The organism is Streptomyces sp. NPDC096132, from assembly GCF_044763345.1.
GTDB lineage: Bacteria > Actinomycetota > Actinomycetes > Streptomycetales > Streptomycetaceae > Streptomyces.
The window spans coordinates 303,032-322,969 of the sequence record NZ_JBIWGA010000008.1; the positions used below are offsets into that span (position 1 = coordinate 303,032).

Annotated in this window: 18 protein-coding genes and 2 pseudogenes; 7 read left to right on the forward strand and 13 right to left on the reverse strand. The window is 69.5% G+C overall.

The genetic code is table 11. The features are described 5' to 3' along the window. The first annotated feature begins 90 nt into the window (after window positions 1-90). A complete protein-coding gene (locus ACIRF9_RS21395; RefSeq protein WP_403824325.1) occupies window positions 91-426 on the forward strand; it encodes a hypothetical protein in 336 nt (111 codons plus the stop codon). Here ACIRF9_RS21395 and ACIRF9_RS21400 read toward each other — a convergent pair. After that, window positions 423-3,299, reverse strand: a complete 2,877-nt coding sequence (locus ACIRF9_RS21400) for a type 2 lanthipeptide synthetase LanM family protein (RefSeq protein WP_403824327.1) — start codon at window positions 3,297-3,299, stop codon at window positions 423-425. The two genes, ACIRF9_RS21395 and ACIRF9_RS21400, sit on opposite strands and share 4 nt — an antisense overlap. A gap of 208 nt (window positions 3,300-3,507) precedes the next feature. After that, window positions 3,508-3,705, reverse strand: a complete 198-nt coding sequence (locus ACIRF9_RS21405; protein ID WP_403824330.1) for a DUF6229 family protein — start codon at window positions 3,703-3,705, stop codon at window positions 3,508-3,510. Window positions 3,706-4,013: 308 nt separating this feature from the next. On the opposite strand from ACIRF9_RS21405, the gene ACIRF9_RS21410 reads away from it, so the two are divergent. After that, window positions 4,014-4,472, forward strand: a complete 459-nt coding sequence (locus ACIRF9_RS21410) for an SRPBCC family protein (protein WP_403824332.1) — start codon at window positions 4,014-4,016, stop codon at window positions 4,470-4,472. A gap of 44 nt (window positions 4,473-4,516) precedes the next feature. On the opposite strand, the gene ACIRF9_RS21415 is transcribed toward ACIRF9_RS21410, so the two are convergent. Next, a complete protein-coding gene (locus ACIRF9_RS21415; protein WP_403824335.1) occupies window positions 4,517-5,086 on the reverse strand; it encodes a helix-turn-helix domain-containing protein in 570 nt (189 codons plus the stop codon). Between the two features lie 575 nt (window positions 5,087-5,661). Between ACIRF9_RS21415 and ACIRF9_RS21420 the strand changes: the two genes are divergently transcribed. Both ACIRF9_RS21420 and ACIRF9_RS21425 read left to right on the forward strand, forming a co-directional pair. Then, complete coding sequence (locus tag ACIRF9_RS21420; RefSeq protein WP_403824338.1) at window positions 5,662-6,141, forward strand: hypothetical protein; 480 nt, start codon at window positions 5,662-5,664, stop codon at window positions 6,139-6,141. A 23-nt stretch (window positions 6,142-6,164) separates the two neighbouring features. Continuing rightward, the gene (locus ACIRF9_RS21425; protein WP_403824341.1) at window positions 6,165-7,319 is read left to right on the forward strand and encodes a cellulase family glycosylhydrolase; all 1,155 of its coding nucleotides are present in this window, start codon (window positions 6,165-6,167) and stop codon (window positions 7,317-7,319) included. A 36-nt stretch (window positions 7,320-7,355) separates the two neighbouring features. Here ACIRF9_RS21425 and ACIRF9_RS21430 read toward each other — a convergent pair whose 3' ends face one another. From ACIRF9_RS21430 to ACIRF9_RS21440, 3 genes and pseudogenes are all read right to left on the reverse strand, one after another. Beyond that, window positions 7,356-7,727 carry an antibiotic biosynthesis monooxygenase family protein gene (locus ACIRF9_RS21430; RefSeq protein ID WP_403824343.1) on the reverse strand — a complete coding sequence of 124 codons (372 nt, stop codon included), beginning with the start codon at window positions 7,725-7,727 and terminating at the stop codon, window positions 7,356-7,358. A 176-nt stretch (window positions 7,728-7,903) separates the two neighbouring features. After that, a pseudogene (locus ACIRF9_RS21435) lies at window positions 7,904-8,747 on the reverse strand (DNA-binding protein); the annotation flags it as partial. 95 nt (window positions 8,748-8,842) lie between these two features. Further along, a complete protein-coding gene (locus ACIRF9_RS21440; RefSeq protein WP_403824346.1) occupies window positions 8,843-9,484 on the reverse strand; it encodes a hypothetical protein in 642 nt (213 codons plus the stop codon). A gap of 349 nt (window positions 9,485-9,833) precedes the next feature. On the opposite strand from ACIRF9_RS21440, the gene ACIRF9_RS21445 reads away from it, so the two are divergent. Beyond that, window positions 9,834-12,806: a carbohydrate binding domain-containing protein gene (locus ACIRF9_RS21445; RefSeq protein ID WP_403824349.1), complete on the forward strand. Its 2,973-nt coding sequence runs from the start codon at window positions 9,834-9,836 to the stop codon at window positions 12,804-12,806. A 94-nt stretch (window positions 12,807-12,900) separates the two neighbouring features. On the opposite strand, the gene ACIRF9_RS21450 is transcribed toward ACIRF9_RS21445, so the two are convergent. The 3 genes from ACIRF9_RS21450 to ACIRF9_RS21460 all read right to left on the reverse strand — a co-directional run bounded on the left by ACIRF9_RS21450 (window position 12,901) and on the right by ACIRF9_RS21460 (window position 14,916). Beyond that, window positions 12,901-13,077 (reverse strand): hypothetical protein, encoded by a 177-nt coding sequence (locus ACIRF9_RS21450; protein ID WP_403824352.1) that lies wholly within the window; start codon window positions 13,075-13,077, stop codon window positions 12,901-12,903. 211 nt (window positions 13,078-13,288) lie between these two features. After that, the gene (locus tag ACIRF9_RS21455; protein ID WP_403824355.1) at window positions 13,289-13,858 is read right to left on the reverse strand and encodes a hypothetical protein; all 570 of its coding nucleotides are present in this window, start codon (window positions 13,856-13,858) and stop codon (window positions 13,289-13,291) included. 161 nt (window positions 13,859-14,019) lie between these two features. Further along, the gene (locus ACIRF9_RS21460; RefSeq protein ID WP_403824358.1) at window positions 14,020-14,916 is read right to left on the reverse strand and encodes a helix-turn-helix transcriptional regulator; all 897 of its coding nucleotides are present in this window, start codon (window positions 14,914-14,916) and stop codon (window positions 14,020-14,022) included. 253 nt (window positions 14,917-15,169) lie between these two features. On the opposite strand from ACIRF9_RS21460, the pseudogene ACIRF9_RS21465 reads away from it, so the two are divergent. Continuing rightward, window positions 15,170-15,478: pseudogene (locus ACIRF9_RS21465) on the forward strand (MFS transporter); the annotation flags it as partial. Between the two features lie 69 nt (window positions 15,479-15,547). Here the strand turns inward: ACIRF9_RS21465 and ACIRF9_RS21470 are convergent. From ACIRF9_RS21470 to ACIRF9_RS21480, 3 genes are read right to left on the reverse strand one after another with little or no spacing between them, the layout of a single operon-like run. Continuing rightward, window positions 15,548-16,609, reverse strand: a complete 1,062-nt coding sequence (locus ACIRF9_RS21470) for an NAD(+)/NADH kinase (protein WP_403824360.1) — start codon at window positions 16,607-16,609, stop codon at window positions 15,548-15,550. Window positions 16,610-16,631: 22 nt separating this feature from the next. After that, window positions 16,632-17,015 carry a nuclear transport factor 2 family protein gene (locus ACIRF9_RS21475; RefSeq protein WP_403824363.1) on the reverse strand — a complete coding sequence of 128 codons (384 nt, stop codon included), beginning with the start codon at window positions 17,013-17,015 and terminating at the stop codon, window positions 16,632-16,634. Between the two features lie 40 nt (window positions 17,016-17,055). Beyond that, window positions 17,056-18,030, reverse strand: coding sequence for an aldo/keto reductase (locus ACIRF9_RS21480; protein ID WP_403824365.1), 975 nt, complete (start codon window positions 18,028-18,030; stop codon window positions 17,056-17,058). 160 nt (window positions 18,031-18,190) lie between these two features. Between ACIRF9_RS21480 and ACIRF9_RS21485 the strand changes: the two genes are divergently transcribed. Next, the gene (locus ACIRF9_RS21485) at window positions 18,191-19,102 is read left to right on the forward strand and encodes a helix-turn-helix domain-containing protein (protein ID WP_403824368.1); all 912 of its coding nucleotides are present in this window, start codon (window positions 18,191-18,193) and stop codon (window positions 19,100-19,102) included. A 34-nt stretch (window positions 19,103-19,136) separates the two neighbouring features. Here the strand turns inward: ACIRF9_RS21485 and ACIRF9_RS21490 are convergent, their stop codons facing one another. Then, the gene (locus ACIRF9_RS21490) at window positions 19,137-19,916 is read right to left on the reverse strand and encodes an SDR family oxidoreductase (protein ID WP_403824371.1); all 780 of its coding nucleotides are present in this window, start codon (window positions 19,914-19,916) and stop codon (window positions 19,137-19,139) included. Between the last annotated feature and the right edge of the window lie 22 nt (window positions 19,917-19,938).

A 19,938-nucleotide genomic window follows, 5' to 3' on the forward strand; every position in this document is an offset into this window, starting at 1 on the left:
CTGGGCTGTTTCTCGCTCCGGATCGCCTTCACAATCAGCGGAGCGCGCGTTGTTGCATGGACCATCGGGAATGCAGCCGGGGAGGGGCCGATGAGTTCGCTCAACATAAGAGTCGATGGCGCAGGCGAGGACACCAAGCGTCGTGCGGTGGAGGCGCTTTCGGCCGCCGGCATCAGCGTTGACCGCGTCTGGCTCGACGAGGAGCCCACCGACGCGGTTCCTTCCGGGACCGCTGCCACCGCTGCTGCTGACTGGGCGGATGAGGCGCCGCATCCGAGCGGGTGGGCGATGTGGGTGTCCATCGTCCTGTTCTTTGCGATCCCGTGCCTGATCATCGCCTGGATATGGTCCGGTGACTGGAGATTTGGCGTCACCGCGGCTTTCGTGCTTCCGTACGCCTTCCTCTTCTTTGTGGGTTCCTTCTAGTTACCGCGGTGGGGAGATGCGGCGTGGTCGAGGAGGAGAGGGTTGGGGAGGTCGGCAGCGGGGTTCATGCGCAGGAGGGTGTGGACGACTCCGGCGAGGCCGGCCATGAGGCTGGGGGAGAAGGCTTCGCGGGCCAGGCCGCCGGTGGGGCCGCGTTGTTCGAGGCTGGTGAGGATCTCCGCGTCGAGACGGGTGGTGTGGGCGGGGTCGAGGGCGGTGAGTAGTTCCCAGAGGCCGAGGTCGCCGTGGCACAGGGTGTGACTCCAGCCGAAGCCTTCGGCGGTGCACGCATGGGCGGCGCGTTGCGCCATGTCGAGGCACGCGGGATCACCCGTGCGCCGGTGGAGGTCGAGCATGGCGATGCCGACGCCCGCGCTGCCGTGGCACCAGCTGGTGAAGAAGTCCTCCTCGGCGCCGATGCGGGCGTCGATCCAGTTGCCCTGAAGGGGTTGCCAGAGGGATTCCTGGTAGGCGAAGGCCTGCTCGGCGAGGTGCCTCCAGCCATCTCGTTCGAGGGCGGTGCCCGCGTTGCTGAGCGAGAGACGGGCCAGAGCCCAACCGATGCCGGTGGCTCCGTGGGCGAAGCCGCCGATGCCCTGCGGGTTGAGCCGGGTGGTCCAGCGGGCGCCGGCGGCGTCGATGACGGCCAGTCGGCTCAGGCGGCGGCCGATGCGGGCGGCGGCGGCCAGCCAGCGGTCCTGCCCGGTCGCGGCGGCCAGATCGAGCAGCGGGACGACGGCGCCGGCGGCACCGTTGAGGAGGTCGACCTCGACGTCGTCCGTGACGAGCTGGCCTTGTGCAAGGGGCAGGGCTCGCCGGGCGGCTCTCCCCAGCAGCCAGGCCTCGCCGAGGATTCGGTGCAGCGCCAGCCACGTCCACACCTGGGACGCGGCACCGCTGAAGGCCCCTGCCGAGGGTGGCACGGGTGTCTGGTCCTCCGTGCTGATCAGGACCCGTAGCGCCCCGTTGAAGGTGTCGGTGACGCCGGGCACCTCGTCCGCCCGTCCGGCCCGCACCTCGGCCAGATATTCCGCGAGTGCCAGCGCGACGCCGCCCTGCCCCGTGTAGAGGTCGGCGGGCAGCACCCTGATGGACCATCCGGCGGGCGTGAAGACGGGGCTGATCCAGGTGACCGTGCCGTCCGCTCCGCGCACGGCCCCGTCACACAGCCGCCGTACCATCCGCGCGGCCAGGTCGCGACGGCGCCGTTCCCGGTCCCGGGCGTGCGGGCTGCGGGCGGCGGCCTGCACCCGCCCGGGCAGCGAACGCTCGTTGAGGTAGGCGCCGACCAGGGCATCCTGGATCACCGACTCCTCCAGCGGGAGGTCGGTCGTGTGCCAATCCCGCAGCGTGGCCTGCACGGCGGCCCGGTCCACGGTGAAGGTGCGCATCGGCACGTCGCCGACAAGGAGGTCCGAGATCTCGCCGTCTACAGCGACGCGGTCGGTGGGCGCCCCGGGGAGTACTTCGGCGTTGCGGCGCAGGATGTCGCGGGCCCGTTCCACGGCTTTGGGCTCGTCGTGCAGCGATGCCGGATGCCACAGCATCCGGCCGATGTCGACGTAGGCCTGAGTGGGCCGCAGGATTCGCCGGGCCTGGGTGCCTTCGAAACGGCGCAGCAGTCGGTGCGCGTCCGTGCCGGGGCGTCGCAGGTGTGCCGTCATCTCGCGGAACCCGGCGAGGATCCGGTCCCAGTACGCGCTCAGCACCGGGGTGGGGCTGGGGTGGTTGCCCGCGGTGGGCATGGCCACCAGATCGACCTCGAAGCGGGCGGCGGCGGTACCGCCCTCCGCGATCACGGGGTGAGGGATCAGCGGCTGCTGGCCGGGCAACGCCCCGACCCCGGAGATGTCGACCCCGCCGAGCGCGAAACCGGTACCGCGCACGGGCAGCAGTCCGGTGCGCAGCACGGTACGGCGGATCGCCGCGGCCGCCACGTCCACCGCGTCGCCGCGCCCGCTGGGCGGGAACGGCGCGGGGGAGTCGAAGAGGGTCTCGGCGTCGACGACGACCGGCACCGGACCGGCCGCGATCATGTTCTCGGCGTGCATGTCGGTGCCGCCCGTCAAGCGCAGCACGGCCAGCCAGTGTCCGACGTTGCGGTAGAAGACGGCGAGTTCGGCGTCGTCGGCGCAGTAGCGGTGGTGGACGAACTCGGCCCAGCCGTAGCCCTCGCGGGCCAGCGTCCCCGGGACCCTGATGCGCTCGTGCGGTGCCGGGGCGTCGGCGAAGTCGTCGAACACCTCCTCCAGAAGAGCGCCCAGCGCCCTGTCGATGAGGGACGAGCGGGGCTTGTACATGACGCTCGCGTCGTCGAAATCGACGCGGCTGACGGTCAGTCCGCCCCGGTGGGTGTCGCCCGCCCCGAACGTGACGGCGCGCAACCGTCCCGCGGACGCTCCGCACAGCGGCCGCAGAAGTTCTCGGTCCGCGGCGAACCGCTCGGCGAAACCGGCCGTCGCGCCCACCGACAACCGCGCGACCGACGCGACCCGCCGACCGACGACGGGGTAGCGGCCGGCCAGCCGGTCGAGATAGCCCTCCTCGGCGGCCTGCTCGATGAACGCGGCCCATGTCGCCGTGTCGGCTTCGGCCCCCGCCGCCTGACCGGCCGGCACACCGTCCGCCGCGACGCGCAGCGCGTGCAGTTCGATCAGAAACAGACGGGACAGCTTCGCGTGCAGGGACCTGAGCAGCGCCGTGTGACCGGCCTCCAGTACGACATCCCGTTCCTGGGCGCTGAGGGCGTCCACGTCCGCCAGCCGCCGCGCGAGTTCCTCCCGCCACGGGCGCCCGAGGGTACGGACGGGACGGGCGAACCATTCCGTCTCGTCCCTGTCCGCCGGCGTCACCGGAGCTGATCCCTTCACCATCCACCATCCCTGTTCCGCGGTGAGTGCGTGCTCGGCTGCCGATGTGCACGGAAGGGGCAGGAGAACCGCACCGCAAGCCCCGGACACCCCCGCTCCCCGGGGCGGTACGCGTCCGGTACGGTGCGGCTCCCCCACTCCCGTTGTTCCACGTCACGGCATTGCACAGGGGAGAGCCCTCCATCGAGGGCCGCACACGTGCCTCAGGCGGTCAGCAGCACCAACTGCCCTGCGACCCGCTCGGGCTGGAACAGAAGCCGTAGAGGGAGTCGCTCGGGTCGGTGAGCGCGGCTTCGGCGGCGGCGCCACCGACGTAGAGCGGCCCGGCGGGGTTGACCTGCCCGTACGCGCTCTCGGCACCCGACAGCCAGGCCTCGAGCACGGCGGTGTGAACACTGATCTGTGGCATCAGCGGCCTCCGGAGACGGAAATTCGGGACGGATTGCCCAGCCCTGAGTATCGCCGGGATCGAACATCCGTCAGACGGCCAATCCGGCCACAGTCGGGTGGTGCCGGTGTGGTGCGGTGCCATCCTCGGTGCGGGCGGGACGACGCACGGCGACCGTGTTCGGCGCGTGCCGTCTTCAGGCGGGCCGGCTTCCAGCCAGTGCCGACGCCTGCCCGTCATGGTCTTGGCGTACACCGCGCGAGATGCCCGCCGGTCCCGTAGGGTCGCGGTGCCGTTGCGATACGTGACTCAATCCACCTGGAGTGTCTATGTCCGGACAATTCGAAGCGGTGGTCGAGGTCGACCGGCCCGTCCAAGAGGTGTTCGCCTACCTGGCCGACGGGCGCAACGATCCGCAGTTCAGTCCCCGGGTGCTCAGGATCGAGCGGATCCCGGACGCGCCGACCTCCGAGGGCACCGTCTTCCGGAGCACGGTCAAGGACGCCGGGATGAAGACGGCCAGGGAGTTCCGTATCACCTCCTTCGAAGCCCCGGTGAAGCTCCGGTGGGCGGAGGTGTCGAAGAACACCGTCACGGCGCGGGAGGGCGGCTACGACCTGGAGCCACTGCACGACGGCAGAACCCGGGTGCGGATCTTCAACGTCCTCGAAGGCCATGGGCTGGGGAAGCTGCTGGTCGGCCTGGCCCTGGCTGCCGCACGCAAGGACTCCGACGCCTTCGGCCGCCGTATCAAGGCGGCAGCCGAGGCTGCGATCCACCCTCGCTGACCCGCCAGGGCGTGGGGCCGCCCGCGCGGGTGCGGGCATTCGGGTCACCAACCGGAGGACGAGTCCCAGCGCCTCGTGGCGGCGGAATGCCGGGGATGATCGTGGTGTCGTCCCTTGCCGTGCCGCTCGGCGTCCATGATCCCCAGCATGTCGGTCTGTCCCGTGGCTTTCGTCAGCTGGAGCGGGGTGAGGTTCAGCGTGCGCAGAAGGGCCACCGTCTGGCGGCCGTTGCCGGTCCATCTGTTCCGTTCTTCGGCCGCCACGTATTCGGCGGCGTTCATTCCGATGCGCCGGGCCAATTTGGCCGTGCTGAACTGTCGCGCGAGACGGTGCTCGGCCAGCGTGCTGGGTTCCTCGATGCCCATCAGATCCGTGGTCCGGCACCAGAGCACGTCCGCGAGGACGAATAACTCGTCCTCGGTGGGGCGGTACTCACCGGCCTCCCAGGCATGAACCTGCGCGGGGTCCACCGGAGCCCCGCACACGCGCATCTGCTCCGTGACCTGCTGCGGGGACAAGCCCATGCCCTGCCGCGCAGACACGGCGACGGCAGGTGAGAACGGCGGTCGATTCACTGCTCGTCCTTTCCCTTTCTTCCTCTCGTTGCCGTCCATTGCAGACTGTGGCGGACGTACGTCCATGAATCCTGCGCATGCCGACGGCTGTCGGGGACGGCAGGCGCGGGCGCATGGCCGGCTCGACTCACGCACCGCGTCTGGTCACCTCTCAGTCAGAGCTTCCCGCCTGGGCACCCGAGCCGCGACACGTCCACCACACTCTTGCGCGCCCGGCCCTCATACGTGCCTCGAGGGCCGCTCGCACAGGTGCCTCGACGGACCCGCGAGGCACTTTCGCACTTGAGGCACTGGCGGGGCGCACGTCGCGATCACGCCCACTGCATCTGCTTCGGGCTCCCACACGACTCCAGCCAAATGGGTGAGGCCGGACGGACCGGGAGTGTGGCGGGGGTTCGAGCCCTCTAGCGTGGCGCCCCGAGAACACGTCGTGTATGTCCAGGAGCCTTTCGTTGCCCGCGAGCCCAGCCCCAGATCCGGAAACCGCGTCGGACGGCGCTGACACCGCCGGCGCCCCGCCGGTGGTTCCCGAGCCCCGTAGAGCGGAGGATGAACCGACCGTTGCCAGGGCCCGCTTCGGCACATGGCGACGGAAGATGGTGGCCGGGCTCGCCGTGGCGGCTTCACTCGCCTCGATCTACCCCGTCCTCGCGCCGCCGGTCGAGCGGCTTTTCACGAGCGCGGTGTCCGACGAGGCCGGGCGCGTGCCCTCTACGACGATTGAGGGCGTACCGGAGGGCGGGCTCGCCGCACTCTGCCAGCATGTGTACGGCAAGTTCGACGCACCGCCGCCGGCCGACCACGCGTACTGGATCTTCGTGAGGGACAAGCGGTACGAGGTCTACTTCACCCAGGAGCGGCTCCGGTTCGACCCCATGGATCGGAGGAAGTGGGAAGCGGTCATGTGGGTGGGGGACCGGTCGCCGTCCTTCATCGGCCGCCAGTTCGTGATCTACGTCGTCATGATGCCCACTGCCGACAGCCGGCCGAGTGAGTGGACCGGCACGGGCGTGAAGTTCTCGGCCTTGCGCCGAGGGTGGACGCCGATCGCGGAGCTTCCGGTGACCCGTGGCCATGACAACACCGAGTGCTGACCCGTTCCGAGGAGTGGTCGCCGATGCGCCGCCGCACGTTCTTGTCCCTGGCCGTTCCCGCAGCCGTGATTCCGAGCAGCGGGAACGCGCTCTCGCCCACCGTCGCGGCAGACTCGCGGCCGCCGGCTTTCGGCGTGCAGTTCCACGGATTGTGGGACGACTACTGGGCCAGGGACGGGACACCCCTGCCCCTCTTCGGCCACCATCTGGACCGCCTTCGCGCGCACGGAGTCTCCCTCATCCGTGTCGACGTAGGGTGGTCGACGAGCGAGCCGTCCCGTGGCGAGTTCAGCACCTCGCACTACTACAACCGACGTTTCGCCACCCTGCTGAACGCGGCCGCGCGACGCAGTCTCAAAGTGCTGGTCACGGTGCACCAGTCGCCGCAGTGGGCGCGCCCGCATGCGGCCGCTCGAGAGCCGTTCACACAATTCCCTGAGGACCCCGAGTCGATTCGCCCATGGGCTCGCTGGATGGCGAAGACCTACGGGAAGCACGTCTACGCCTGGGAGGTCTGGAACGAACCCAACCTCAAGGCCTTCACCGGCGACGCCGACCCCGCGAGCCGGACCCGGCGCTATGTTCATCTGCTCAAGGCCTGTTCGGCAGGACTGCGCTCCGGAGACCCATCGGCGGTGGTGGTTCTCGGTGGCCCCTGCTACACCGACGAGGACTTCATCGAAGGTGTCTACCGGGGCGATGCCCGTGACGACTTCGACGTCCTGGCCCTGCACCCGTACCTGGACGACCAGACCAAAGACCCATGGGACGACGAGCCGCCCAGCCGCTACCGGATGACCCACTTCCCGGCGGTGCTCGATGTCATGCGGAAGTACGGTGACGCGGCCAAACCGGTGTGGTGGACCGAGTTCGGCTTCTCCGTGCACTCGAACGCGGGGGTGCCGGCCGGCCAGCCGTGGCGTCGTGGAGTCCAGGACGCAGCCACGGCCGGCCGATCCCTGGTGCGCAGCTTCGAGCTGGCTCGCCTGCGCTACCCGCAGATCCGTCTGGGCGTTGTCTTCACTGCCCACTGGGCCCGTCCGGCGACGGACACGAATCTCCACCAGCGTGGCTTCGGCCTGATGGACGCGGAGGGACGTGCCCGACCCCAACTGACCACTTTGCGCGACTACTTCGAGAGACACGATGGCACCCGCTCACTGCTCGCCGCCAAGTGATGCGGATCCACCAAGCGGTGAGGTGACTTCGGTCGGTCAGCGTGCTGTCGTGCTCTGCTCTCGTACGAACCCGTGGCTCCGCTCCACTTTCGCCACATGCAGCGTGTAGCTCTCGTACCACTCGACTCGCCCGCGCTTCTGCGCCGCGCGGTGCTCGGCGTTGGTCCGCCACTCCGTGAGGGCGTCGGCGTCGCGGAAGTACCCGACGGTGATGCCCAGCCCGCCAGGAGTCTGCGCGTGATCCATCCCCAGGAACCCAGGGATGTCCTTCACCAGGTCTTCCATACGTGCGTTGGTCTCGCTGAAGCCGCTCTGGTCCTGGGTTCTCACCGCACTGAAGACAGCCACGTAGTAGGGGGGTTCATAGGCATCGACGGGCGTGACAGGAGCTTCGGAGTGATTGCTCATGGCGTCACTGTAGGGCAGCGTGCGCCCCACGATCCGGCGTCTTTCCTGAACGGGATACATAAGGGATCCGGCTCTTGACCGAAGCAGTCCGAGCTGACGTTCTGGGTTGGTGCAAGCGGCGGCATCCTGCAGCCAGGGGTGGCCGGCCCGACCGGGCGGTTTCTGCAGACCAAGGAAACCGAGGGCCGCTGCCGGGCCAGTTCGACGAGGGCCGCGTGATGGGTCTTCCACCAGCCGGCCGGCGCCCGCAGCGTGGCAGGCAGCGCCAACAGGTCGACGAGGAAGACCTGCTCGGCCCCGGCCGCCCGCGCGAGCCTGCGCACGTCGAGCCCCAGCTGGGCGGACGGCACGAGACCGCCCGCGGTGCGCCGTAGACACAGCAGGCTGAAGCGCTCCAGCGCCTCGGCCGCCGGCAGCCGGGTGGCCAGTTCCTTCGCGTACGCCGACATCGCCTTCGCCGACACCGTCCCGGCCAGGGCGAACTCCAGGAAGACGGCGTCCAGTCGCTCCTGGTCCACCGCCAGCCCGTGCTCGGCCTCAGCCGTGCGGGCCCGGCCGAACAACTGGGCCGCGTACGCGGAGTTCTCCGCCGCCAGGAAGGCGCGCGCCGCCTCTTCGTAGAACGTCGGCAGGAAGTGCGACACGGCGGCGGACAGCCGGTCGGCGGTCTCCCGGCACGCGTCGAGAGCGGCCCCCGGCCGGGACTTCGCCAGACGGGCGATCCGCTCCAGCTCCGGGACGACGGTCCAGCGCCTGCCGACCCGCCTGCGGATGGTGCACCAGCACCCACTCCGGGAACCCGAGCGTCTGCCGCGCCCCCAGCCCGACCTCGACCGGTTCCGAATGCGGTACGAGGCCCAGATGACCGGCGGCCAGGTCCGCGGCCGCGCCCAGCTCCCCGGCGACCAGCCGTACGACCACGCGTCCGTCCAGCACCGGGTGCGTGTACGACCGCGCCGTCACCGGCACCGCCCGCTCCCCGGCACCCGCTCGTGCTCTCAGGACGAATGAATACACCATCGTTCGGGCGCAGGTGTCGTCCGTAGATCCACGTAATCGCGGTACCTACTGCTGCTCTGGCTCCCTCGGCTACGGCATCAGGTGCCGGCTGCGCTTCACACGGACCCGTCGGTGTGGAGCAGGAGTTCTGCCACGTGCAGGGCTGCGGCTACGTCTGCGTGGTTGGACCGGCTGTCGATCGAGTGGGCGACGGCTGATGCGGCTTCCGTGAAGTCGTCCCCCCATCTGCGGGCCGCACTCAGGCCCTTGTTCAGCGCTTCATAGTGGGCGACAGTCTGGAGGCCGCCACCGCTTTTCCAGGGTTCCGCCAGTACGAGCGCGGCCAGGTCGGCGGTGTAGGCGGGGTCGAACTCGGCCCGGCACTGGTCGATGGTCTCGATGAGCTGGGGGATGCCCCAGACGACGAACGTGGCGTCCTGCAGGGCCGTGGAGACGGTGACTTGGCGGGTGACCGCGAAGGAGGCATCCCTGACCTCCTCGATGGTGGGAAGGAAGATGCTGAACGTGCCGCGCACGCGGTTGAAGCGGTGGGACTTGAAGACGAGGCGGTAGTTCGTGAGGTACAAGCGCCCCCCGATGGCCTCCTTCCCACGCATACCGACCAGCCACATCAGGTCGTCAAAGGCGAACCGCGACAGACCGGCCGCGCGCACGGTGATGACCGCGTTGGCGTTCTTGCGCAGAATGATGCCTTCGCCAGGCAACAGGTCCTCGTCGTCGAGTGGCGCTATCGCCATGGAATGCCCCCGGTGCGGATACTCCAGTTACTGATTTTGAAGGGATTGTAGATCGCCTGTTTGGTCCCGTCACGGGCCGAGTTGCCCCTCGATCAGACAGGCGGACTCGTTTCCGCAGGTACAGCGCAGCTCCATCGCCGTCACGCGGGTGGCGACGTAACTGTTGCTGCGCCTCCTTCGGCCCGCACTGCCGCTTGCACGGGAGCCCTTGCCGCCCGGCTGATCCCGGCGCAGACCCTTTACGCCGCTGACATGTACAGGTAACCTCCGGATGCCTGCAAGGAGTTGCTAAAAGTTTCAGAAAGTCGATGCAGGCGTGGCACCCTCCCCACCCCACCTGGAGCCGCGCATGAGACGCCGCCGCTCCCTCGCCCAGCCCTGGGCGGCCGGAGCCCTCGCCGCAGTGACACTCGTCCTGCCCATCACCCTCCCCACCGCACCCGCGGCGGCCGCCGACTCGGCGTCCGCCACCGCCACCTCGGCCACCGTCTTCTACTACACGAAGACGAAGAACTGGTCGGACCACTACCTGCACTACGCCCCCGACGGTGGGTCATGGACCACCGTGCCCGGCACGCGCATGCAGACCGCGTGCACGGACTGGGTGAAGCTGACGGTCGACCTGGGCTCCGCCGCCGGGCTCCAGGCCACCTTCAACAACGGCAACGGAGTCTGGGACAACAACGGAGGCCGGAACTACGCCCTGGGCACCGGCGACATCACCGTCAAGGACGGCGTGGTGGCGCACAGCGACCCGTGCGCCGACTCCGGCGGGAGCGGCACCGGCAACGAGTCGACCGTCTACTACTCGACCGAGACCCTCGGCTGGACCACCGTGAACTTCCACTACGCACCCGCCGGAGGCTCCTGGACCACCGTGCCCGGGGTAGGCATGGAGGCCGCCTGTACCGGCTGGTGGAAGAAGACCGTCGACATCGGCACGGCCACCTCGCTGAAGGCCGCCTTCAACAACGGCAACGGGGTCTGGGACAACAACAACAGCGCGGACTACACCATCGGGACCGGGGCGAGCACGGTGAAGAACAACACCGTGACCGCGAACGCGAAGGACCCGTGTACCGCCGAGGAACCCGACACCGAGGCGCCCAGTGTCCCGGCCAACGTACGGGCGAGCGCGACGAACACCTCCGTGGTGGTGTCCTGGGACGCCGCCACCGACGACACCGGCGTGACCAAGTACCAGGTCACCCGCACCGGCGGCACCCAGGGCAGCACGGTCGTCGACGTCACCTCCACCGTCCATTCCGACACCGGCCTGGAGGAGGACACCGCCTACAGCTACACCGTGAAAGCCGTGGACGCGGCAGGCAACACCTCCGCCGCCTCCGCCGCGGCCACGGCGACGACCGGGAAGAAGCCGGCCACCCCGACAGCCGGCACCCCGCTGGGTACCGACCCGCGCAAGGACCCGATCTACTTCGTCATGACCGCCCGTTTCCACGACGGCGACAGCAGCAACAACCGCGGCGGCAGCCAGCACACCAAGTCCGGCAACGCGGCGAACGACGACCCCATGTTCCGCGGCGACTTCAAGGGCCTGGTCGAGCGCCTCGACTACATCAAGGCACTCGGCTTCTCGGCCGTCTGGATCACCCCGGTCGTCCTCAACCGCTCGGACTACGACTACCACGGCTACCACGGCTACGACTTCTACAAGGTCGACGCCCGCCTGGAGTCGACCGGTGCCTCCTACCAGGATCTGATCAACGCCGCCCACGCCAAGGGCATGAAGATCTACCAGGACGTCGTCTACAACCACAGCTCCCGCTGGGGCGCCAAGGGCCTGTTCACCCCGACCGTGTACGGCGTCCGGGACAGCCAGTGGAGCTGGTACTACGACGAGAAGAAAGACGGCTTCGAGTACGACGGCCTCACCGTCGAGGCCAAGTCCGGTAAGGCGTACTACAACGGCGACCTCTGGTCCACCGCCGAGCCGACCGGCAACACCTGCCTCAACTGGGGCAAGCCCACCGGCGGAAAGAGCGCCGAGGGCTACACCCTCTACAACTGCCAGTGGCCCAGTCCCACATCCGGCATGTTCCCCAAGGCCTTCTACCACCAGTGCTGGATCGGCAACTGGGAGGGCGAGGACGCCCGTTCCTGCTGGCTGCACGAGGACCTGGCCGACTTCAACACCGAGAACACCCAGGTGCAGAACTACCTGATCGGCGCGTACGACAAGTACATCGACATGGGTGTCGACGGCTTCCGCGTCGACACGGCCGTCCACATCCCGCGGGTCACCTGGAACCGCCGCTTCCTGCCCGCGATCCAGGAACGCGTCACCCAGCGGTTCGGCGCCGAGGCGGCACAGAACTTCTTCGTCTTCGGCGAGGTCGCGGCCTTCGTCAACGACAAGTGGAACCGGGGCTCGGTCAACCACTCCGCCCAGTTCTACACATGGAAGGAACGCAGGGAGTACAGCGCCGACGACGAGACGGCGGCGATCGAGCAGTACACCTACGAGAACAACCTCGGCACCGGCAACCAGCCGACGTCCACCAACGCCTTCCTCCAGGGCAACACCTACCACACCCCGGACCACAGCAGGTTCTCCGGGATGAACATCATCGACATGCGCATGCACATGAACTTCAGTGACGCGCAGAACGCCTACAACAACGGCAAGGACTCCGACGACAGCGTCAACGACGCCACCTACAACGTCGTGTACGTCGACAGCCACGACTACGGCCCCAACAAGTCGAGCACCCGCTACAGCGGAGGCACCGACGCCTGGGCCGAGAACATGTCGCTGATGTGGACCTTCCGCGGCATCCCGACCCTCTACTACGGCTCGGAGATCGAGTTCCAGAAAGGCAAACAGATCGACTGCGGCCCGACCTGCCCGCTCGCCACGACCGGCCGTGCCTACTACGGCGATCACCTGGCCGGCTCGATCACGGCGTCCGGCTTCGGCACGGTGGCCTCCGCCGACGGCCAGGTCGCCACGACGCTCGCCCAGCCCCTGGTGCAACACCTGCAACGGCTGAACCAGATCCGCCGGGCGATCCCGGCCCTTCAGATGGGCCAGTACTCCACCGAAGGCATCTCGGGCAGCATGGCCTTCAAACGGCGCTACACCAGCGGCGCCACCGACAGCTTCGTGCTTGTCACCGTCACCGACGCGGCCACCTACTCCGGCATCCCCAACGGCACCTACCGGGACGCCGTGACCGGCGACGTGAAGACCGTCTCCAACGGTTCGCTGAGCGTCGCGGCGCCGGGCAAGGGCAACCTGCGGGTGTACGTCCTCGACGGCCCCGGAAAGATCGGCGCGAACGGCCCTTACCTGAAGTAACGGACCTGTTCACGGCGGGAGAGAACCCGCCCGCGCCGAACAGCACGCCGGGCGGGCCCCCAGCGCCCGCCCGGCGGAGCCGCCTTCAGTGCGGTCATCGGGTCCTGACGTCGTCCGACCGCTCGCCCTCCGCCTGGGAAGGTTCGGTCCTGGGGACGTCCGGATGCTGTTCCTTGGCCGCACGCTCGTCCGGTTCGTCGCGCTCGCCCTCGGCCTGGGAGGGTGTGTGAGAGTACAGCCCAGTGTCGTCGTCCGAGGCTCCGGATTTCATGGCGGGCCTCCCTTTGTTTGCTCATCTCCCATAATCCCGCTTCGAACGAAGCAGTGCGAGAGCAGCCGGATCGCATCGCACCCCGTGCCCACGCATGACGCGCTGACCTGCTGGTTTGGCATGGGCCGCTGCACGCGCTGACACTTGCCTGCGGCACTGCCGGCGTACCACCCGTGCGCGCGGTGTGGGAGGACGCTTTTTGGCAGCCGCATCACCGGGCGACTGCTTGACCGTCCTTGTACACGGTGAAGTAGTTGCTGGAGGAGAAGCTGAGCTTGAACACCATGCCGTACGTGCGCCGTATGTTCGTGACGTTGGTGGAGGCCGGCTCGCGCAGGCATCGCTGGACGGGTGGATCGCTGGGGGAGCATGTCGGTAGTTCCTCGATCAGTGCACGCTGTCCCTTCTGGCGGATCTGGTCCCAGTTGAGCGTGATCGTAGGCGCGCTGAACAGTTCGTTGGGATCGCCGGTGCCTGGGCCCTGGGGGTCGCGTGTCTTGCCCCGGTAGTAGTCGACGACCTTGGTCGCGTAGATGAAGTCGTGGTCGAAGGGCATCGGGGAGGCCTCGGGGTCGCCTGCGGTGAGGATGCCGTCGATCGTGTCGGACACACGGTGTGGGTCGGCGCCGAAGTAGGCGTCGACGAACATCGTGCAGCGGATCTTGTACTGGTCGTCCCCGTCCTGGAAGAACCACTCCTTCGCCTGCCCGCCCGCGCGGTCTTCGGGCTGGTGGCGCCGTCCTGCGAACAGGCGGATGCCGCCAGCAGCGCCACGCCGCACACCATGCCGGGAATGGCTCTGGTATGCCGTCGATGCCCCACCACTGTCGCCCCCCTTCCGTGTCCATGACCACTGTGGACGGAGGGAGCGCGAGGTCGCATGAGTAGGCGTACTCAGCTCAGCCGGCACACCCTCGGCCGCCGCTGATTCCGAGGCCTCGGTCAGCCGCCGCTGAGCGGGCCGCTCACCGACGCGTCGGGAGAGGTCGTCATATCCAGCAGGACCAGCCTGTCGTGGTCGGGAGTGCCGGGTTCGGCGAAGTAGGCGATGAACCGCTGGCCCGGTGTGCCCTCGATCTGCATCGACTGGTAGCCGGGGGTGATGTCACCGACCTCGGGGTGGTGGAAGGTCTTGCTGCCATGGGTGTGCCAGCGCACGTCGTAGCGCTCCCACAGGTCGGTGAACTCCGGGCTCTTGGCGTGGAGTTCGTCGACCAGCCGGACCAGGTCCGGGGCGTCGGCCTCGACCCCGGCCAGGGCGCGCAGACGGCCCACGCAGGCACGGATCTGCTCGTCCCAGTCGTCGAAGAGCTTCTGGGCCTGCGGGTGGAGGAAGATGTAGCGCACCACGTTCCGCTTGTCCGCGGGCCAGTCGCCCATGCCCGCGAAGAGCCGCAGCCCGCTCGGGTTGCAGGCGATGACGTCCATCGTCCGGCTGACGACGTACGCGGGGAAGGGGCGCAGGTTGTCCAGCATCAGCTGCACCCCCGGGCGCACGGTGCGGCTGAGCTCACCCGGGGGTTCCGCGACGGTGCCGCGCGCGGCACAGGCGACGAGTTCGCGCAGATGTCCGTGCGCCGTCGCGTCCAGCCTGAGAACCCGGGCGAGGGCGTCGACGACGGACGGGCTCGGGTTGGTCTCCTTGCCGCGCTCCAGACGCGTGTAGTAGTCGATGCTGACCCCTGCGAGGGTGGCCACTTCCTCCCGGCGCAGGCCAGGAGTGCGCCGCAGGCCGGGCCCGACCGGCACACCCGCTTCCTCCGGGGTCACACGGGTGCGGTGGGCACGTAGGAAGCGTCCCAGTTCCGTGCCGCCGCCACCCTGCTGCTCACGTGCCATGGCCCCAGTGTGACAGGCCACCTGCGAGAGGTCTGTGACCAGTGCGCACACGACCTGAGCGGCCCTGTCACACCCCGGAACACCGCTCCCCGGCACAGCACGGCCTGCCGCCCGACGCGCGTGACGAGCACGCTGGACACCGCTCCGGAAGACCACCCCTCTCACAGGAGAACCCGAGCTCAGTCCCGGCGCGTCCACCCGGCGATCACCCCGCACGGACCCCGGCCGGGCAAGCGGCACCGCTGCCCAGTGGGCGCTGGCGGCCGTCGCCCTGCCCGAGATCGGCCGTGATGTCGACAGCGGCATCACCGGGCTGCAGTGGGTGGTCGACGGCTACACGCTGATGTTCGCCGCGCTGCTCCTGTCGGCGGGATCCGTGACCGACCGGGTCGGCGCGCGGCAGGCGTTCGGGGCGGGGCTCGTCGTGTTCACCCTCGCTTCGGCGGCCTGCGGCTTCGCCCCTGAGTTGGGTGTGCTGGTCGTGGCACGGCTGGTGCAGGGCGCGGGCGCCGCGGTGATCGTGCCGGCCTCGTTGGCCCTCCTGCGCGAGGCGTTCCCCGACTCCGCGCGGCTGAGGTGCCGAGGAGTGCCGTTCCGGGGTGCGCTCGACGCAGCGAGCAGAAGCGGCCGGTCAGGAACCGTCCGGGGCTGTCAGCAGGGTCAGATGGGCGAGATCCCCGGGTGGCGGCGTCGTGACCGACCACAGTGGGGCGGGGGAACCGTCGGCGATCGCGGCGGGCGCGTCGGTCAGGTTCATGCGCTCGCGCAGGCGGCCGTAGAAGTCCATCGGGCTCAGCCGGACGGCCCGCAGGCGGCGCGGGGCGGCGTACACACCGATCCAGTCTCCCGGATCGAGGACGCCCCGCAGCTGGCCGTCGATGCTGACCGCGGCCGGCCCCGACCGTTCCAGGAGGCGCAGCCCGACGGGCTCGTCGGGGGCTGTGACGACCGAGCGGTCGAAGGCCATGTGCGGGGCGACCGGCGTGAAGACGAGGGCCTCCGCGCGGGGTGAGACGACGGGCCCGCCGGCGGCGAAGCTGTAGGCCGTCGAGCCGGTCGGCGTGGCGACGAGCAGCGCGTCGGCCGAGTAGGAGGCCAGGAGTCTGCCGGAGACGTAGACCCCGACGGACACCTGCCGGTCCCGGACCAGCTTCTCCAGCACGATGTCGTTGAGCGCGGTGACGTCCAGCGGGATGCCCCAGTCCTTGTCGACCTCGCAGTCGGACCGCACCTGCGGGGGCGGCAGGAGCGGCCCCCGTCCGTATGCGAGGAGGGATTCCATGTCCGGCGGCACCTCCAGTCGGCGCGAGGCGCGCAGCGCGAGCAGCATGCGCAGGTCGATCTCGAACCGGTCCTCCCGCACCGCGTCCAGCGCCGAGCGCACCACGGACGCCGACACCTCGGTCAGGAAGCCCACCCGGCCCAAGTCGATTCCCAGGACCAGGGCGTCGTTCGCGGCGGCCAGGCGGGCGCCGCGCAGGAAGGTGCCGTCGCCGCCCAGGGTCACGACGAGGTCGGGGTCGCCCGCGGCCTCGACCTCCTCACGGGCGCCGCGCCGCCCGCCGTCGTGCCACACGTCGATGTCCGTGCATCGCACGGCGTGTTCCTCGCACCACGCGCGGACCAGGCCGGCCGCTGCCACGGCCTCGGGGCGTCCGCCGTGCACGACCAGACCCAGCCGGTTCACTGTCACATCCGCCTCCGGACGATCTCGGTCACCAGGTGGTGGCCTCGGTGCGCAGTACGACCCAGGTGTCGCCCTTGCGGGCGTAGTCGGTGGCCAGTTGCAGCGGCCAGTTCGCCCGGGTGCCGTACACGGTGGCGTCCGTGGCGGTCCGGACGACCAGGCGGGCCGTGTCGCCGTCGACGTCGAGGGTCGTGCTCGTCTCCTCGATGATGTGGTAGACGAACCGGCCTTGTCTCATCTCTGCCAGCCATTCGGCCTTCGGCTGCACGTATCCGGTCATGTGGGTGAGGGTGAAGCCGTCGTCGAGCAGGTCGTCGAGGGCCGCGGTGTCGCCCTCGTGCATGGCGTCCAGGTAGGCGCGGTGCGCTTCGAGGATCTTCTCGCGGGCAGAGGGGTCGGCTGTTGGCCGCACGGTGGCTCCGGAGGTGGGTTCCGCTCGGTCGGTGGGCCTGTCACCGGCCGAGGAGGCGCATGCCCGCCTCGTCGTGGTGGTCACCGGCAGCCGCGGGCAGGTTGTCGAGCTTCTCGATCTGCCCGGCGGTCAGGACGATGCCGTCGGCGGCGGTGTTCTCCTCGACCCTCTCGACGCGCTTGGTGCCGGGGATGGGGGCGATGTCGTCGCCCTGGGCGAGCAGCCAGGCCAGGGCGACCTGCGCGGGAGTCCCGCCGACTTCGTCGGCGACGGCCCTGACCTGGTCGGCCAGGCGCAGGTTGCGCCGGAAGTTCTCACCGGTGAAGCGGGGGTTGTTCTTGCGCCAGTCGGTGTCGTCGAAGTCGTCGGTCGAGCGGATCTGCCCGGTGAGGAACCCGTGGCCCAGCGGCGAGTAGGGCACGAAGCCGATGCCGAGCTCCCGCAGGAGGGGCAGTACCTCCGGCTCCGGATCACGTGTCCACAGGGAGTACTCCGACTGCAGGGCCGCCACCGGGTGGACGGCGTGGGCGCGCCTGATGGTGTCCACGCCGGCCTCCGACAGCCCGATGTGGCGGACCTTGCCCTCGGCGACCAGTTCCGCCAGGGCTCCGACGGTGTCCTCGATCGGAGTGTCCGGGTCGACGCGGTGCTGGTAATAGAGGTCGATGTAGTCCGTGCCGAGGCGCCTGAGGGAGCCTTCGACGGCGATGCGGATGCTCGCCGGGCTGCTGTCGATCCCGCCTTCGCGGCCCGTGTGCGACATGAACCCGAACTTCGTGGCGAGTACGACGCCCTCGCGGCGGCCCTTCAGCGCGCGGCCGACGAGTTCCTCGTTGGTGTAAGGCCCGTAGACCTCGGCGGTGTCGATCAAGGTGACGCCCAGGTCGAGTGCCCGGTGGATCGTACGGATCGACTCCGCGTCATCGGTGCCTGCCCCGGTGTAGGCGTGGGACATCGACATCGCGCCCAGACCGATGCGGGAGACCTCCAGGTCTCCCAGCCTGATGTGCTTCATCGTCCGCTCCTCGTCCTTCGGATTCCTGGGCCGTGTGCCAGCGTGCCGCTGATGCTCACCGCCTGGCAGACCGCGCTGTGCCGGGGAGCGCCGTTCCAGGGTGTGACAGGGCCCCTCTCGCGACCTTCACCCTGGTCACACGGCTGCCAGACTGGACCGCATGGCACGTGAGCGGCGCAGCGGCATGAACGGTGGCAGTGAGCTGGGGAACTTTCTGCGGGCCCGCCGGGCCCGGGTCACCCCGGCCGACGTGGGCCTCCCCGAAGGGGCGGGCCTACGACGTACTCCGGGCCTGCGCCGGGAGGAGCTGGCCACCCTGGCCGGCGTGAGCATCGACTACTACACGCGGCTGGAGCGCGGCCGGGAGACCAACCCCAGCCCGTCGGTCGTCGCCGCTCTCGCCTCCGCTCTGCTGCTGGAAGAGGCCGAGCTCCTGCATCTGCGGGAACTCGCCGCGTGTGCCGCTCGCGGCGGCGCGGCGGCGGAGCGGGCGACCACGGTGGCGCTCGGACAGACCGTGGACCCGGGCCTGCGACTGCTGCTGGAGGGCATGCGTCCCTGTCCCGCGCACATCGTCAGCCGCACCCTGGACCTGCTCGCGACCAACCCCGGCGGACTGCGGCTGATGGCCGGACTGGAGGACTGGCCGGAGGGACAGCGCAACATCGTGCGCTACGTCTTCCTTCATCCCACCGCCCGTGTCCTCTTCGACGACTGGGAGAACCAGATCCGCGGCTGCGTCGCCCGCCTGCGCGCCCTCTCCGGTGTCGAACCGGACGCCCCCGACCTCACCCACCTCGTCGACGAACTCCTCACCAAGAGCCCGGACTTCGTCCGCCTGTGGGAGCGCTACGACGTCAGGGGTCACAGCCACGGCACCAAGACGTTCCACCACCCCGAGGCCGGAACCTTCGCCTTCGGCTACCACTCGCTCCAGCCGGAGGGATGCTTCGGGCAGCGGCTGGTCGCTTACCACGCCGCCCCCGGTACGCCGGAGTACGACGTGATGCTCCGGCTGGACCGGGAGCCGGTGCTGACGAAGGCCGTCACGCGGGTACCCCAGCATCACTGACCTTTTCGATGTTCCATGGTTCTCTTTCCGGGCGTCAGGCGTCGGCAGAAGCGCTTACGGTGGCCAGGTCGTCGCGGACTCGCTGAGGCTCCTGCGCCGACGGCATGTTGGCCTCGTCCCGGACCGCGTCCAGGGCGCCGGGCGCGTCCTCGTCCAGCGCGGCGAACAACTGGGTCATGTCGCCGGGTGTGGAGCCCTGTTCCGCGACCAGTTCGAAGGTACGGCGCACCGCCTCCCGAGCGGCGACGGCCGCCATCAGCACCTGGGCGATCTGGCCGCGCGAGACGGCACCGTCGGCGGGGGTGCCGGAGCGCCGCGTGTCGCCCTGCAGGAAGACGGGGCGCCGCTCGTCGGGGCCGTTCATGTCGAACCAGCCCGGCCGCACGATCGTGTAGGGCAGGCCGCTGGCACGGACCAGGCGCTCGGAGCGGCGCTTCCACTCCAGCAGATGGCCGTACGCGCTGCTGCGGGCGGTGACGCCGATGGCGGTCATCAGCACGATGCGAGGCTTCTGCCCGTCCAGGGCCGCCAGGACGTTGCGGACTCCGCCGTAGTCGACCGTCTCCGGCGAGGACATGGAGCCGTGGGTCAGCACGATGGCGTCGACGCCGTCCACGGCACCAGACAGCGTGTCGGGCTGCGTGATCTCACCTACGGCGAGCCGCGCCTCTGCGGGGAGCAGGCGCCGGGCTCTGCCGGCGTCGCGTACCAGGGCGCGGGTGGTGTGTCCCTGCGCGACGGACTCGGCGACGACGAGGCGTCCGATGCTGCCGGTCGCGCCGACCACCAGCACGGTCATGGGTGCAGTTGTCATGGTCTTTCCTTGTGCCAGGGGG